Below are 13,224 nucleotides of genomic sequence, written 5' to 3'. Positions count from 1 at the left end.
AGGAAGACCTTGAGAAGTTTTATCGCGATAGAATTATCAGAAGCGGCAATAGCAGCCCTGTCGGGACTTCAGCATGAACTGAAAAAGAGCGGGGCGGATGTCAGATGGGTCAGGACTGAAGGCATTCACCTGACACTCAGGTTCCTCGGCAATATTGAGGACAAAGACGCTGACAAGATTGTAAAAATAATTGAGGGGACATGCAAGAAATACACGGCATTCAATCTTGAACTCAGAGGTGCAGGCGTTTTCCCGAACATGAAATCCCCGCGCGTTTTGTGGGTCGGCGTAACGGGCAACGGGGCTTTTATAAAACTTCAGCAGGAGATCGAAGACGGGATGGCCTCTCTGGGGTTTGAAAAGGAAGACAGGAGGTTCACCCCTCATCTTACCCTCGGCAGATTCAGGTCTATGTCAGGAAAAGACGCGCTGCTGAATGCAATTGAATCGCATAAAGAGAGCAGGTTAGGCGTCATTGAAGTCCGGGCTGTTTACTTGATGAGAAGCGATTTAAGCCCGGCAGGGGCAAAGTATACGAGGGTCGCAGAGATACCACTTGGGAGCCGGTAGTTAGTAGTCTGTTGTTACGGGAAAAAATATAACTACCAGCTACTGGCTGCTGACTACTTGTTAATGGATTGTTAAAACTTGATAAATTAATTACACAAGGAGGAGATATCATGTCAGACAAGGATCGTTCAAAGGCTCTTGAAGTCGCCATTTCGCAGATAGAAAAACAGTTCGGCAAGGGCGCAATAATGCGGCTTGGCGCTGGAGGGATAACGGAGGTAGCAGTCATTCCGTCAGGATCGATCGGCCTTGATGCTGCGCTTGGTGTCGGCGGGTATCCGAGAGGCAGGGTCATTGAGATCTACGGCCCGGAATCATCAGGCAAGACCACCCTCGCGCTCAATGCTGTGGCCCAGGCCCAGAAAGCAGGCGGCAACGCTGCTTTTATCGACGCCGAACACGCGCTGGATGTTGCGTATGCTCAAAAGCTCGGCGTAAATATTGACGAGCTTCTTATAAGCCAGCCCGATACGGGGGAGCAGGCCCTTGAAGTGACAGAAACGCTTGTGCGCAGCGGCGCGCTTGATATCATTGTTATCGATTCGGTTGCGGCCCTTGTGCCCCGCGCCGAGATCGAAGGCGAGATGGGCGACAGCCTGCCGGGGCTTCAGGCGAGGCTTATGAGCCAGGCTTTAAGAAAGCTGACAGCGGCAATCTCAAAAGGTCAGGCTACCGTAATATTCATTAACCAGATCAGAATGAAGATCGGGGTCATGTTCGGCAATCCCGAAACAACAACCGGCGGCAATGCCCTGAAGTTTTACGCGACGATCAGGCTTGATATCAGAAAGATCGAAAACCTCAAGGACGCGCAGGAGTCGGTCGGCAGCAGGGTCAGGGTGAAGGTGGTCAAGAACAAGGTGGCCCCTCCTTTTAAGCAGGCGGAATTTGACATATATTTCAACGAAGGCATATCGCGGACCGGCGAGATCATAGACCTCGGCGCCGATAAGAATATCATTGAGAAATCAGGCGCGTGGTATTCATACAACGGGAGCCGCATTGGACAGGGCCGGGAGAATTCAAGGCAGTACCTTCAGGCAAACCCGCAAATAGCGCTGGAGATTGAATCAAAGATCCTTGAGGCGTATAATTTTAAGAAATAAGAGAAGAAAACCGAAAACACAAGTGCATGCTGAATTCTAATTTTGTGTTTAGGAAGATAATTTATGTCAGTAGACATTAACACGCTTCTAAAAAGAGCAGTCCAGATGAAGGCATCCGACCTGCATATAAAGGCAGGCAACCAGCCAATTGTCCGCATTGACGGCGCTATTATCCCGCTGCAGGATGAAAAAAGGCTGACTGCTGAAGACACCCTGAATTTAGCCAGCTCGATCATGAGCGAGGCACAGAGGGAACAATTCACTAAATCCCGCGACATTGACATCGGATACGGCGTTCCCGGAGTTGCAAGGTTCAGGTGCAACTGCTTTGTGCAGAGAGGGACGGTCGGCATTGTTTTCAGGATTGTTTCTATGGAAATTCTTGATATAGAGGATTTAATGCTGCCGCCTGTATTGAAAAAGATCGCACTGGAACCAAGAGGCCTGATTCTTGTCACAGGGACAACCGGAAGCGGCAAGTCAACAGCACTGGCATCCATGATCGAATATATCAACATCAATAAAACACTGAACATCATTACTATCGAAGACCCGATTGAATTTACATACAGGGACAAGAAGAGCATCATAAGCCAGAGGGAAATAGGCAATGACACGGACTCATTCAGCAAGGCGCTGAGGGCCGCGTTGAGACAGGACCCCGACGTCATCCTCGTCGGCGAGATGCGCGATTTTGAGACCATCCAGACGGCGCTGGTCGCTGCTGAGACAGGGCATCTGGTCCTCAGCACCCTGCACACTTCCGATGCCGTTGAGACAATAAACAGGATTATCTCTGTCTTCCCCCCGTATCAGCACAAACAGGTAAGGGTACAGCTCGCCTCTGTTCTCAAGGCCATCATCTCCATGAGGCTCGTCCCGAGGTCCGATGAAAAGGGAAGGGTCCCCGCAGTTGAAGTGCTTGTTGCGACAGCCACAATTAAAAGCTGCATCGAAGACTCCGACAAGACAAAACAGATCCACGACTTCATTGGAGAAGGTTTCAGCCAGTACGGGATGCAGACCTTTGATCAATCCCTTATGGGTCTTTACCAGCGCGGGCTTATAACTTACGAAGACGCGGCAAGCAGGGCGACGAACCCCGATGACTTCGCCCTCAAAGTGAAAGGGATCCTCTCCACAAAGGAATCATGGGAAGAAGGCGTTGCCTCAAGAGAAAAAGGCAAAAAGGGACCTGACATTGAAAGGTTCACCCGCTGACGCCAAGGCCTGCGCGTTAAGGCTCCTCAGTTACCGCTCCAGAAGCAAAAAAGAACTCCTTGACAGGCTGAAGAGAAAAGGCTTCAGTGATGAGCAGATAAATAACACCGTCCTGTTTCTTGAAAAGGCCGGATTAATCAGCGATGAGGCCCTGGCCGGGGAGCTTTTCAGGTATTCAACAGAAAGAAAATCTCTCGGCAAAAAAGGCATCGAGGCATTTCTGTTACGGCAGGGGATTGATAAAGAGCTTGTCAACAAAATGCTTTCAAAGCATTCCGGAGATTTGGAGAAGGGATCAGCGGAGAGATTTGTCGAAAAGAAATTGAAAAGCATGAAGAATCTTCCCAGTGATGTTATCAGGCGCAGGCTCTGGGGGATGCTCCAGCGCAGGGGATTTTCTGCAGACGTGATTATCAGGGTGGTGGAGAAAATGTAAGGGCACGGCGCGCCGTGCCCTTACCGGCATAACTATGGACACATATTTTTTCCTGTTAATCAATCAGGGCTTGCAAAACAAGTTCCTTGACGCCGCAATGCCTTTCATAACAGACAAGGTATACATTCTGTTCATTGCGATACTTGTCCCTTTATATTTTCAGGGACTGGCGAAAGGGGCTGCTTGTTATTACCTTTTGCGCGGCAGGCTATATTATTGCAGACATCAGCGGAAATATATTAAAACACCTTTTCGCAAGACTAAGACCCTGCACAGCGGTTCCAAACGCCAGACTTCTTGTTGCCTGTTATAATAATTTTTCTTTTCCTTCCGGCCATGCCTCGACCTCCTTTGCAATGGCATCAATCATCTGTTATTTTTTCCGGCCCGCCGCTGTCCCCGCACTCTTCATTGCCGCGGTCATCGGTTTTTCAAGAATATATATCGGCGTGCACTATCCGTCGGATGTAATAGCCGGGGCTGTCTGGGGAGGCGTTACCGGCTGGCTTGTCATATTTATTCATAAAATTAATTACGGTCAATTAAATAAGAAGACATTGTCCTGAATCCGGTCAGTCGCGAATGTAACGAACAACCACGAAGTAAAGAAGGATTATGAATTAGTTCCAGCGTCATGGGCAGTCTGGTTTTCATGCACAAATTATTTTATTTATTTCTGTTTATTTTTCCTCTTGCTTTCATAATAAGTAATGTTATAATATCGTCTAATGCAAGAGGTGCTGGAGACACAATCAACTCAGGACGCACTGCAACAAAAGGATGATTCGGCGCCGTATCTCGAATCCGGGTCCCTGACTAATCTTCATTTCAAGCTGTCAGCCTTTGAAGGCCCCCTCGATCTTCTACTGCATTTAATAAAAGAGAACAAGATAGACATCTACGATATCCCCATCGTTCAGATAACAAAACAGTACATGCAGTACCTTGAAATGATGAAAGAGCTCAACCTTGAGATCGCCGGTGAGTTTCTCGTGATGGCAGCGACTCTCATCCACATAAAATCCAGGATGCTCCTGCCCCCGGATGAAGAAGAAAAACAGGAAGCCGCGGAAGACCCGAGGTCTGAGCTTGTCCAGCGGCTGCTTGAATATCAGGCATACAAAGAATCCTCAATTTTTCTGAGAAAGCAGGAAGACACCTGGAAGAACATTTTCCAGAGGACCCGGCCCGACAAAGATGATTTTGTATTTGAGCCGGAGCCTGTGCTTTTTGAGGCGAATGTCTTTGACCTCATCACTGCTTTCAAAAAGCTGCTTGAAAGGGCGCCTGCCGAAATTCGCGAAATAACCCGGGAGACGCTCACAGTGGCTGACAGGATAAATTTTATTATGGAACGGATTGAGAACGAGGACGGAGTGCGCTTTGAGGACCTGTTTGAAGAAGGGTTTTCACGGGTCACTCTTATCGTAACATTCCTTGCACTGCTTGAGATTATAAGGCTGGGGCTTGTAAGAATTTACCAGGAAAAAGCATTCGGCGCTATCTGGATCATAAATCCGCAGAGACAGAATATCGTAACAGCTTCTGAAGACGATCAGGAAGTTTTATCTTAAGAAGGATCTATCCCCGCTGTTAATCGCTTCAATTGCTTCAACAACCGCTTCACTGACAAGACCGTGTTCATCATCCGTTGCTTTTAACAAATAAGGCAGCGCATTCTTGTGTCCAATGATGCCTAACAGATAGGCGGCATCACCGCGGATTGTGGGATTGGGACTTTTCAGGGTTTCAGCGATGCACGGGATCGCTTTTACAACAGTATCAATATCTTCACCCATCAGTGTTTCAACAAGCGCTACGGCGCCGATCCGCACCCTGCTCCTCTCATCGCCCAGCATCTCTCCTATCATCGGGTAAAGACTTTTGTCGTGCCTGAACATGTCGATGATGTTTTCAAGAAACCCGTTTTCCATATGGTCGGCTATCAGTTTTTTCATAGACTATTTTACGATTATTTTGCCCTTCCCTTTTATCACTTCTCCGATGATCCAGTAAGGCATTTTTTCTTTCTTTGCGATCCGGTCAAACTTTTTCAGTCCCTTTGGCGGAAGCGCTATAAGCAATCCGCCGGATGTCTGGGGGTCGGACAATATTAATTGTTCCTCTTTCGACATACCGTTGGAGAAGATCACATCCTTTTTGCAGAACTCGAGATTCCTCTGCGCCCCTTTCGGTACCAGTCCGGCAGCGGCACATTTTTTCACCCCGTCCATCAATGGGACTTTGTCATAAAAAATAACAAGGTCTGTCTTTGAGCTTTTTGCCATGTTTAGTCCGTGCCCTAACAAACCGAATCCTGTCACGTCGGTCGCTGACTGTGAACCGGCAGCTACAGCGGCAATTGAAGCGGTTTTATTTAGTTTCAGCATCGAGGAAATTACCTTGTTCAAGGCCGCGCTTTTCACCTTCCCACGTTTCGCCGCGGATGTGATGATTCCGGTGCCGAGGGGTTTTGTGAGGATGAGTATCTCTCCGGCAGATGCGCCTGCGACTTTTAGAATAGTCTTTTTATCGATTACGCCTGTTACGGCAAGGCCGAACTTGAACTCCTTATCATCTATACTGTGCCCGCCGATCAAACACGCGCCTGCCTCCTTGAGCTTATCTATGCAGCCTTTCAAAAGACCTCTTACAGCGGAAGGGGGGTAATCGCATGATGAAAACCCAAGGATAGCAAGGGCTGAGAGAGGCTTCCCTCCCATTGCATAAACATCGCTCACCGAGTTAGCAGCGCAGACCGCTCCGAAGGTATAAGGGTCGTCGACAATAGGAGTGATCACGTCCACTGTTTCAACGAGCAGATTGCCATTGAACCGCAATACCCCCGCGTCATCACCGGGGCCTACGACAACCCTCTGGTGTGTGCATTTGAGCATGTCAGAAAGAATTTCGGACAGGTCCGCCGGACCCAATTTTGCCGCTCAACCGCCCGCGCTTACGTTCTGCGTAAGCCTCACTTTTTTCATAATACGACTATGATACTTTAAAAAAGAAGACGATGCAACACCGTGTCATGGCACATAACTGTGACAGCTGTTACTGTGCAGAATTATTTTATGTGCTCTTCATTTATCAATAACTATCTGTTTATTAACGAAAACATTTATTTATTGTTCTGGCATGAGAATTGTATTGGTTAATGTCAGGTTGTGGGTTTATGTCATTACGAATTAATTTAGCGGGGTGAATAATGTCAACACGTTTTCAAAAAAAGATATGTCCTTTTGTACAAAATCCTTTCAGCGAGTGTTACTGCGTAACGATGGGCAGCCAGGACATTGAAAAAGCGATCTACTTTTGCAGCAAACATTTCAAGATGTGCGAATTTTATAACGCCAAAAGTTTCGGTGACGTAGCGTTTGTTGTTTAGTTAACGAATGCGCCAACGGTTTCACTTCTGATATTAAGGGGACACCTTCCCTTTTGCTAATAATTGTTTTACAAAATTCAAATTCGTGATTGCAACAATATTATTAGGATGCTGCTTAAATCTATATTAAAGGGGGAATCAAAATGAAGAAGCTAAGCAGAGGAAGTATTATTGTTTTGATAGTTGCAATATTCTTTATTTCTGCGCTGCGTGCGCAAGCAGCCCTGCAAGTTCGTGGTACTGATAACCTTGGTAATCAGTTGATATATGATAGCGATCTTAACATCACGTGGTACGATTATACGAACTACCTTGATACGTGGCAGAATCAGATAAACTGGGCATCTGTCCTGACAGTGGATTTCGGAGGGAATATTTATGACGATTGGCGTTTGCCGACAACAGTTGATGGCCCATATAGTTGGGGCTATGACGGCACAACCACAACCGGCTACAACATAACGAGCAGCGAGATGGGGCATCTATACTATACGGAGCTTGGAAATTTGGGATTTATTGATAGCTCTGGAAATTATGCAGGCGATGGCAATTGGAGTCTGAAAAACACTGGTGACTTTTGGAATTTAGGATCCGCCCTCTACTGGTCTGGTACTGAGTATTCTGCTGATACGGGCATCGCATGGGACTTCAGATTCTCTGATGGTATCCAAGGACTAGGCAATAAGGACAGCAGTGACTACGCAATCGCTGTTCGTCCCGGAGATGTAGCTGTCTCAGGCTCACCTGTAGCTCCTGAGCCAATAAGCTCTATTCTCTTTGTCACAGGCGGAATACTTTTAGCAGGAAGAAGATACTTGGAAAGTGCAAAAGAGCGGAAGTGCAGAAGAGCAAAAGTCTAAGGCATAAATAGTCCCATTAATAATTTACACTCCTAATAAGGCTACTCATCTCTGATTAGCCTTGTTAATTTTTATCCATCTTGGATATAATGTCTTTCCGTTTACTCAAATATTTTATTAAAGACCACTATACACCTCTGTGTTCTCTGTGGTTAATTATAGCGAGGAGAAAATGCGAAAGAAGATCACCATTATAGGCGCGGGAAATGTCGGGGCTTCGACAGCGCAGTTGATTGCAAAGGAAGGGCTTGCGGATGTAGTGCTTTATGATATTGCGGAGGGAATTCCGCAAGGCAAGGCGCTCGATATCGCGGAGGCTTGTCCGCTTTGGGGTTCCGCTGTATCTGTGAAAGGCACAAACAGTTATAGTGACACAAAAGATTCAGATATCGTTGTCATCACTGCTGGCTTTCCGAGAAAGCCCAACATGTCGAGAGACGACCTTCTTCATGCCAATGCGGATGTCGTGAAGGCCGCGGCGGAAGCAATTGCGAAATCGTCGCCGAACTCCATCATTATCGTCGTGACCAATCCGATGGACGCGATGGCGCAGCTTGCGTGGAAGACAACGGAGTTTTCATGCAGGCGCGTTATGGGAATGGGGGGCGTACTTGACGCGGCGCGGTTCAGGACCTTTCTCGCGTGGGAATTAAATGTATCTCCCGAAGATGTTGAGGCGATGCTGCTTGGAGGGCACGGCGACCAGATGGTCCCGCTGCCAAGGTTTACCACAGTCAAAGGAATACCGATAACCGAACTCATGAAGAAAAACAGGATCGACGCGCTCATCCAGCGGACCAGAAGCGGCGGCGCTGAAATAGTCGGCCTGCTCAAGTCGGGAAGCGCGTATTACGCCCCGGCTGCCGCGACGTTTCAGATGGTCAAATCTATCCTGCATGATGAAAAAAGGCTGCTGCCGTGCGCCGCGTATCTTAACGGAGAGTACGGGGTCAAAGACCTCTATGTTGGCGTGCCCGTCATCCTCGGCAAAGAAGGCGTTGAAAAAGTTGTCGAGATAAAACTCGCAAAAGATGAAAAGGCCATGTTCAAGGAATCATGCTCTTCCGTAAGAAAGCTTATCAAGAAGCTCGCGATATAGCCGAAATACGATCAATGACAGCATTTATGTAATTTCATCTACGGGACATGACACTAATAATTTTCCCGCTTCTCATTGATGAGGTATTTGGCGACCACCGATTCAAGAGTTTCTGATGCCGCCCGGCCGTGCTGCAGCGCGCGCAGCGTTTCGAGATCGGACTTCCAGACGGTGTCACCGGGTACGAGAAAGCAGATGCTGCCCGGCTCGTCCTTCGTGTAAAGCTTACCTTCCTTATAAAAATAGTAGTCCTTGCTTACATCGGTTGGATACGCGTGCATAAATGGAGGGATATCATTGGGCCTGAACCAGAGTTTGATCTCTCTTTCCGCGTCACTGTCATTGGCAGAGGCATGAATGAGGTTGTCCATGCGGTCGCCGATTACTTTTCCCTCAGCGTCTTTTATTGGTACCACTGTCCCGAGCGCGCGGATGCATCCGGGCTTCTGGTCTCTTGCAGCGTGGGGGTTCGTCGGCCCCACAATGTCACGTATCTTTTTTACCGCGTCCGGCCCCTGATACACAATCGCGATCACCCTGTGCTTCTCCGGTTCATTCGGGTAATGTAAATCCCCCATGATGTATTCCAGCAGAGAGGGGAAAAAAACCTTCCCCCGGTGTTCGGCATAATGCTCACCGGCAAGCATTTTACTGACATGGACGATCTTCGTGGCGGCAAAGCGCAGCCCTGTATGAAATTCGGAAAGTTGAGAAAGTATATAACCCGTCAGCGAATTCTTAAGCGCATCCGGTTTGATAAGCACAAGGGTCTGTTCAAGCTTTTTATTGTTCATACAAAGTCACCTCTTTCGCAAACTGTTTTGTAATATGTTGTCCTCTTCTGAGGGACAGGGCCAAAAATCAAGTATTAACTTTATAACTCAGCAGGAGGCGCTGTCAAGGATGGTTCCTTAAATTAAAGTTATCTCCTTAAAAGTGCGATATATAATCATGGAAAATATATTGATACTTAACGAAAAATTTGATAAAAGGGGATTAAGACAGGAGGTTTGAAAATTATTTATGGATAATCTTATTCTATTCGGCAGGTTTCTTGTCCGCGATGGGATGGTTTCTGAAAAAGATCTTTTAGATGCTATTAAAGTCCAGCATGAAATCAATTACTCTTTTGCCGCAATCGCGCTTGAAGAAGGGTTCATTACATTCGAAGATTTCAAGAAGGCTTTGGCCTTTCAAAGACAAAAAGGCATCAGGTTCAGGGACGCCCTCCTTGAACTGAAGATCGCAGATAATGCCGCTGTTGAAAAAATTGATAAGGTATTTCAAGAAAAAACAGCAAGGCTGGGTGAGCTGCTGGTTAAAAGAGGCATAATAACAGAAGATGCCCTCAAGAAGGCATTGGAAGATTTCAAGGAAAAAGGCACTGTATTTGCATCGTGAATAAAAAGCTGAATGCCATATTTTTGGGTTTCGTTATTTTATCTTCAGGCGCGGCGTATGCCGTTGAAAAGAAAAATATAGACGTAGCCCTTGTCATGGACAGTACGGGCAGCATGAAAAAGACAGACCCCCTGTCGCTCCGTATCCCGGCCGCGAAATTATTCATCTCCCTTCTGGACAGTAAGGATAGGGCTGGCATGGTGAGTTTCAGCGATGAAGCTTCAACGCTTGTTTCTTTAACCGGTTTAGACAGCGGGGAGAATAAGAATGCGTTACTCAATGCGGCGGAAAAGATAACTTCCGCAGGCCTTCATACGAATTTGTATGAGGCGGTCAATAAAGGATTTGAAATTCTCTCCAGCGATAAAAAAGCAGGAAGGGACCAGATAATCGTCCTCATGTCCGACGGGCTGATGGATACAGGTGATCCTGAAAAAGACAGGGCGCTTGCTGAAAAATTGCAGACAGACCTCTTGAAGGCGCTCGTGGACAGCGGGATAAAGGTCTACGCTATAGCCTTTACCGGGCAGTCCGACAGGCAGCTTCTTGAGAAGATCTCAAAGAGGACCGGCGGGTTTTTCAACCTTGCCATGACGGACAAAGACTTCCACGTGGTATTTACCTCGATATTTGAGAGCCTCAAAACTCCTGACATGCTGCCAATTACTCAGAACGGATTTCTCGTGGACAAATCAATTGAAGAGGTCACCATTGTCGCCACGAAAGAGACGGCCGGCACAATCATACAACTCAGGTCTCCTGAAGGAAAAGAATATTCTTCCAAAAACAAACCGCCTGATGGAGAGTGGTTTGTATCCAATAATTTCGACATGGCAACAATAAAAAAACCTGCCGGGGGAAAATGGGAGATACTCTTCAGCGCCGGAAAAAATAATAAGGCTTATGTGATCACAAACCTCAATCTGCAGACCAATTTCAATGAGCTGTACCCGCTGTTTGGCGAGACCCTTGATATAAAAGTCTGGCTTGAACGAGAGGGAAAGCCCCTTCAGGAGAAAGAGGTCCTGGAGAAGATCGACATCTATCTTGAGTTGACCAAGCCGGACGGGGAAACAATGAAGCTGTCGCCCTTTGACCAGGGCAGCGGCGTATTCCAGAGAAAGATCGAACTGTTTACGGCGGGAAGTTACAAGCTCAGGATTGTCGCGGATGGAAAGACCTTCCAGCGGGAGAAGGCATTTGCTTTCAAAGTGTCGGACGTAAAGGAGTCGCAGGAAGATATCAAGATCAGGCAGTCGCTGAAAAAATCCGAAAAGACACCAGAGCAGTCGCCGCTGAAAAAAGATGCCGATGATAAGATCAACTGGGTAAAAGTGCTTATTCAATTTGCGATCATCAATCTCGTGGTATGCGCAGCAGTGTTTGCTTATCTCAAGAGGAAGTATTTTATGGGTTTAGTCCAATCCGTCATCAAAAGGAAAAAGGGGAAATGATCAGAGTCAACGCCCTCGTATTTCTGTTTATCATTCAGTTCCTCCTGATGTTCCTGGGCCTTTCCATATTCTTGTTCATCAGGCATAGAAAGCTGTCGGTAAAAGCTACCATTGCACAGGGTGAGATCAGGAGGCTTGAAAGTGAGATGACCGGGCAGCAGCAGGAAATTACAAACCTTCTGCCCCTACAGGACATGATTAAAGGCTTACAGCAAAAGTTTGAAGAGTCAAAGACCCTCAATACACAAATGAAAGAGATGATCGACTTTCTTGTGCCCGAGGCTGAGAGGACCAAGGAATTTCAACAACTGCTTACGGAGATGGAGCAAAGCAATAAAGACCTCGATACGTCCCTTGGAACGCTTCAAATGGAAAACGCGTCATTGCATGAGCAGATGAAGTCTTCCCGGAAGGAAGTCGACAAACTGTCCACAAAGCTGCGGGACACGGTGAAGAAGGATGAATATCAAAATGTGTTAAGCGAGAAGAAGGGTCTTGAGCTGAAGGTAGAAAGCCTCCAGACAAGACTTGAAGAAAAGACAAAGGAACTCGAAAAGCTTGAGAAGAATTACATATACCTTGAAAAGGAATATAACGCCTTATATAAAAACTTCAAGGGAGAAGAACCGTAAGGTTCCGGGGCTTGATTAATTCTGACAGGAGATTTTGATGGCGATACCTGCCGGAGATCTGCATAACTATAGGGAATCAAATCTGCAGAGATTATGAATCCTGCTCTATTAATTTATACCCGAGTTTTTCTATGCTGTCTTCGTGATCCGGGAAAGCTCTTCCATTGATATTTTTGAGGCGTTGAAATCTATGACCAGCCTGCCGTCTTCCGTCTCTATGGACTCAACTCCGTCCATATGCCCTATAAACCTCTTTAAGGCCAGGGAGCAGTCATCGCAGATCTCCTTCTGCATGTTAAACGTGATTCGCTGCATATCTCTCACCTCCGGGATACTGTATTACAGGTTCTTGCCCTGCACAATATGGACCGTCCTCTGCGGAAACGGGATCTCGATGCCTTCATGTTTGAACCGCCTGAAGATCCTCTTCCTCAGTTCATGTTCAACATCAGGCTGATCTCCAACTTCCTGTACATAGCTGATCAAAGTAAAATTGAGCGTGCTCTCTCCAAAACCGGGAATAAATCTTACAACAGGCTCAGGGTCTCCAAGCAGTCCGCTGACCTCGCCGATCGCCTTTTTCGCCTCTTCAGTGAGGACCCTCTCCACTAATTCAATATCGGAACTGTAGCTTACGGAGACGATGACCGGCAGCGCCATCTTCTTCTCCGGCAGGTAGTAATTCGTTACCACGCTCTGCGCGAGCTTGCTGTTTGGTATGACAACCATATTATTAGGCCTCATTTTGATCCTGGTAGTCCTCCATGTGATGTCTTCCACATATCCTTCCTGGCCGGTTTCAAGCCTGATGAAATCACCCACCCTGATGGACTTTTCCATTAATATGTGGATTCCGGCGAACAAGTTGGCAAGCGTATCCTGAAGCGCGAGTGCGACCGCAAGGCCTCCGACGCCTAACGATATCTATACTACGCAGCAGGAAAAGTAAAAAGGACCGGGAAATTGCTAAGTGAGTAATTATAAACTTCCCCATGGTTGTTTGTCACGAAAATAATTCAAAAGGAGGGAAGTTATGAAGTACAGGAGCTACAAG

17 protein-coding genes are annotated in these 13,224 nt (G+C 47.0%); 12 read left to right on the top strand and 5 right to left on the bottom strand.

What is annotated here, in order from left to right:
• The first annotated feature begins 9 nt into the window (after positions 1-9).
• From thpR to HZB61_04960, 6 genes are all read left to right on the top strand, one after another.
• Positions 10-570, top strand: a complete 561-nt coding sequence (gene thpR, locus HZB61_04985; protein MBI5055953.1) for an RNA 2',3'-cyclic phosphodiesterase — start codon at positions 10-12, stop codon at positions 568-570.
• Between the two features lie 110 nt (positions 571-680).
• Positions 681-1,676, top strand: coding sequence for a recombinase RecA (gene recA, locus HZB61_04980; GenBank protein MBI5055952.1), 996 nt, complete (start codon positions 681-683; stop codon positions 1,674-1,676).
• 63 nt (positions 1,677-1,739) lie between these two features.
• Positions 1,740-2,897, top strand: a complete 1,158-nt coding sequence (locus HZB61_04975) for a type IV pilus twitching motility protein PilT (GenBank protein ID MBI5055951.1) — start codon at positions 1,740-1,742, stop codon at positions 2,895-2,897.
• Positions 2,842-3,333 (top strand): regulatory protein RecX, encoded by a 492-nt coding sequence (locus HZB61_04970; GenBank protein MBI5055950.1) that lies wholly within the window; start codon positions 2,842-2,844, stop codon positions 3,331-3,333. Before HZB61_04975 ends, HZB61_04970 begins: the two co-directional genes overlap by 56 nt.
• 134 nt (positions 3,334-3,467) lie before the next feature.
• The gene (locus HZB61_04965) at positions 3,468-3,899 is read left to right on the top strand and encodes a phosphatase PAP2 family protein (protein ID MBI5055949.1); all 432 of its coding nucleotides are present in this window, start codon (positions 3,468-3,470) and stop codon (positions 3,897-3,899) included.
• Positions 3,900-4,061: 162 nt separating this feature from the next.
• Complete coding sequence (locus HZB61_04960) at positions 4,062-4,907, top strand: segregation/condensation protein A (protein ID MBI5055948.1); 846 nt, start codon at positions 4,062-4,064, stop codon at positions 4,905-4,907.
• Here HZB61_04960 and HZB61_04955 read toward each other — a convergent pair.
• A complete protein-coding gene (locus tag HZB61_04955; GenBank protein MBI5055947.1) occupies positions 4,899-5,291 on the bottom strand; it encodes a HEAT repeat domain-containing protein in 393 nt (130 codons plus the stop codon). The genes HZB61_04960 and HZB61_04955 overlap by 9 nt on opposite strands.
• 3 nt (positions 5,292-5,294) lie before the next feature.
• The gene (gene selD, locus HZB61_04950; protein MBI5055946.1) at positions 5,295-6,266 is read right to left on the bottom strand and encodes a selenide, water dikinase SelD; all 972 of its coding nucleotides are present in this window, start codon (positions 6,264-6,266) and stop codon (positions 5,295-5,297) included.
• 278 nt (positions 6,267-6,544) lie between these two features.
• Between selD and HZB61_04945 the strand changes: the two genes are divergently transcribed.
• From HZB61_04945 to mdh, 3 genes are all read left to right on the top strand, one after another.
• Positions 6,545-6,724: a hypothetical protein gene (locus HZB61_04945; protein ID MBI5055945.1), complete on the top strand. Its 180-nt coding sequence runs from the start codon at positions 6,545-6,547 to the stop codon at positions 6,722-6,724.
• 143 nt (positions 6,725-6,867) lie between these two features.
• On the top strand, positions 6,868-7,584 hold the full coding sequence (locus HZB61_04940) for a hypothetical protein (GenBank protein MBI5055944.1): 717 nt from the start codon (positions 6,868-6,870) through the stop codon (positions 7,582-7,584).
• 172 nt (positions 7,585-7,756) lie between these two features.
• Positions 7,757-8,683 (top strand): malate dehydrogenase, encoded by a 927-nt coding sequence (gene mdh, locus HZB61_04935; protein MBI5055943.1) that lies wholly within the window; start codon positions 7,757-7,759, stop codon positions 8,681-8,683.
• 53 nt (positions 8,684-8,736) lie between these two features.
• On the opposite strand, the gene HZB61_04930 is transcribed toward mdh, so the two are convergent.
• Positions 8,737-9,477 (bottom strand): nucleoside-diphosphate kinase, encoded by a 741-nt coding sequence (locus tag HZB61_04930; protein MBI5055942.1) that lies wholly within the window; start codon positions 9,475-9,477, stop codon positions 8,737-8,739.
• 229 nt (positions 9,478-9,706) lie between these two features.
• On the opposite strand from HZB61_04930, the gene HZB61_04925 reads away from it, so the two are divergent.
• Genes HZB61_04925 through HZB61_04915 form a run of 3 tightly spaced genes read left to right on the top strand, consistent with a single transcriptional unit; the run spans position 9,707 to position 12,170 of the window.
• Entirely contained in the window at positions 9,707-10,084 is a 378-nt protein-coding gene (locus HZB61_04925; GenBank protein MBI5055941.1) for a hypothetical protein, read from the top strand.
• Positions 10,081-11,538, top strand: coding sequence for a VWA domain-containing protein (locus tag HZB61_04920; protein ID MBI5055940.1), 1,458 nt, complete (start codon positions 10,081-10,083; stop codon positions 11,536-11,538). The genes HZB61_04925 and HZB61_04920 overlap by 4 nt, the downstream gene beginning before the upstream one ends.
• Positions 11,535-12,170, top strand: coding sequence for a hypothetical protein (locus HZB61_04915; protein MBI5055939.1), 636 nt, complete (start codon positions 11,535-11,537; stop codon positions 12,168-12,170). The genes HZB61_04920 and HZB61_04915 overlap by 4 nt, the downstream gene beginning before the upstream one ends.
• A gap of 129 nt (positions 12,171-12,299) precedes the next feature.
• Here the strand turns inward: HZB61_04915 and HZB61_04910 are convergent, their stop codons facing one another.
• Positions 12,300-12,485, bottom strand: a complete 186-nt coding sequence (locus HZB61_04910; protein ID MBI5055938.1) for a hypothetical protein — start codon at positions 12,483-12,485, stop codon at positions 12,300-12,302.
• A 24-nt stretch (positions 12,486-12,509) separates the two neighbouring features.
• The gene (locus HZB61_04905) at positions 12,510-13,094 is read right to left on the bottom strand and encodes a mechanosensitive ion channel family protein (protein ID MBI5055937.1); all 585 of its coding nucleotides are present in this window, start codon (positions 13,092-13,094) and stop codon (positions 12,510-12,512) included.
• Between the last annotated feature and the right edge of the window lie 130 nt (positions 13,095-13,224).

The sequence above is a fragment of the Nitrospirota bacterium genome, assembly GCA_016214845.1.
Lineage (GTDB): Bacteria > Nitrospirota > Thermodesulfovibrionia > UBA6902 > UBA6902 > SURF-23.
Note: the sequence above shows the minus strand (reverse complement) of the source record. Positions and strands in the feature narration are given on the sequence as shown.

Coding starts and splice junctions, on each gene's coding strand:
- HZB61_04960 (MBI5055948.1), top strand. CDS start 4,062: ATGCAAGAGGTGCTGGAGACACAATCAACTCAGGACGCACTGCAACAA.
- HZB61_04945 (MBI5055945.1), top strand. CDS start 6,545: ATGTCAACACGTTTTCAAAAAAAGATATGTCCTTTTGTACAAAATCCT.
- HZB61_04915 (MBI5055939.1), top strand. CDS start 11,535: ATGATCAGAGTCAACGCCCTCGTATTTCTGTTTATCATTCAGTTCCTC.
- HZB61_04975 (MBI5055951.1), top strand. CDS start 1,740: ATGTCAGTAGACATTAACACGCTTCTAAAAAGAGCAGTCCAGATGAAG.
- recA (MBI5055952.1), top strand. CDS start 681: ATGTCAGACAAGGATCGTTCAAAGGCTCTTGAAGTCGCCATTTCGCAG.
- mdh (MBI5055943.1), top strand. CDS start 7,757: ATGCGAAAGAAGATCACCATTATAGGCGCGGGAAATGTCGGGGCTTCG.
- HZB61_04930 (MBI5055942.1), bottom strand. CDS start 9,477: ATGAACAATAAAAAGCTTGAACAGACCCTTGTGCTTATCAAACCGGAT.
- HZB61_04955 (MBI5055947.1), bottom strand. CDS start 5,291: ATGAAAAAACTGATAGCCGACCATATGGAAAACGGGTTTCTTGAAAAC.
- HZB61_04940 (MBI5055944.1), top strand. CDS start 6,868: ATGAAGAAGCTAAGCAGAGGAAGTATTATTGTTTTGATAGTTGCAATA.
- HZB61_04925 (MBI5055941.1), top strand. CDS start 9,707: ATGGATAATCTTATTCTATTCGGCAGGTTTCTTGTCCGCGATGGGATG.
- HZB61_04910 (MBI5055938.1), bottom strand. CDS start 12,485: ATGCAGCGAATCACGTTTAACATGCAGAAGGAGATCTGCGATGACTGC.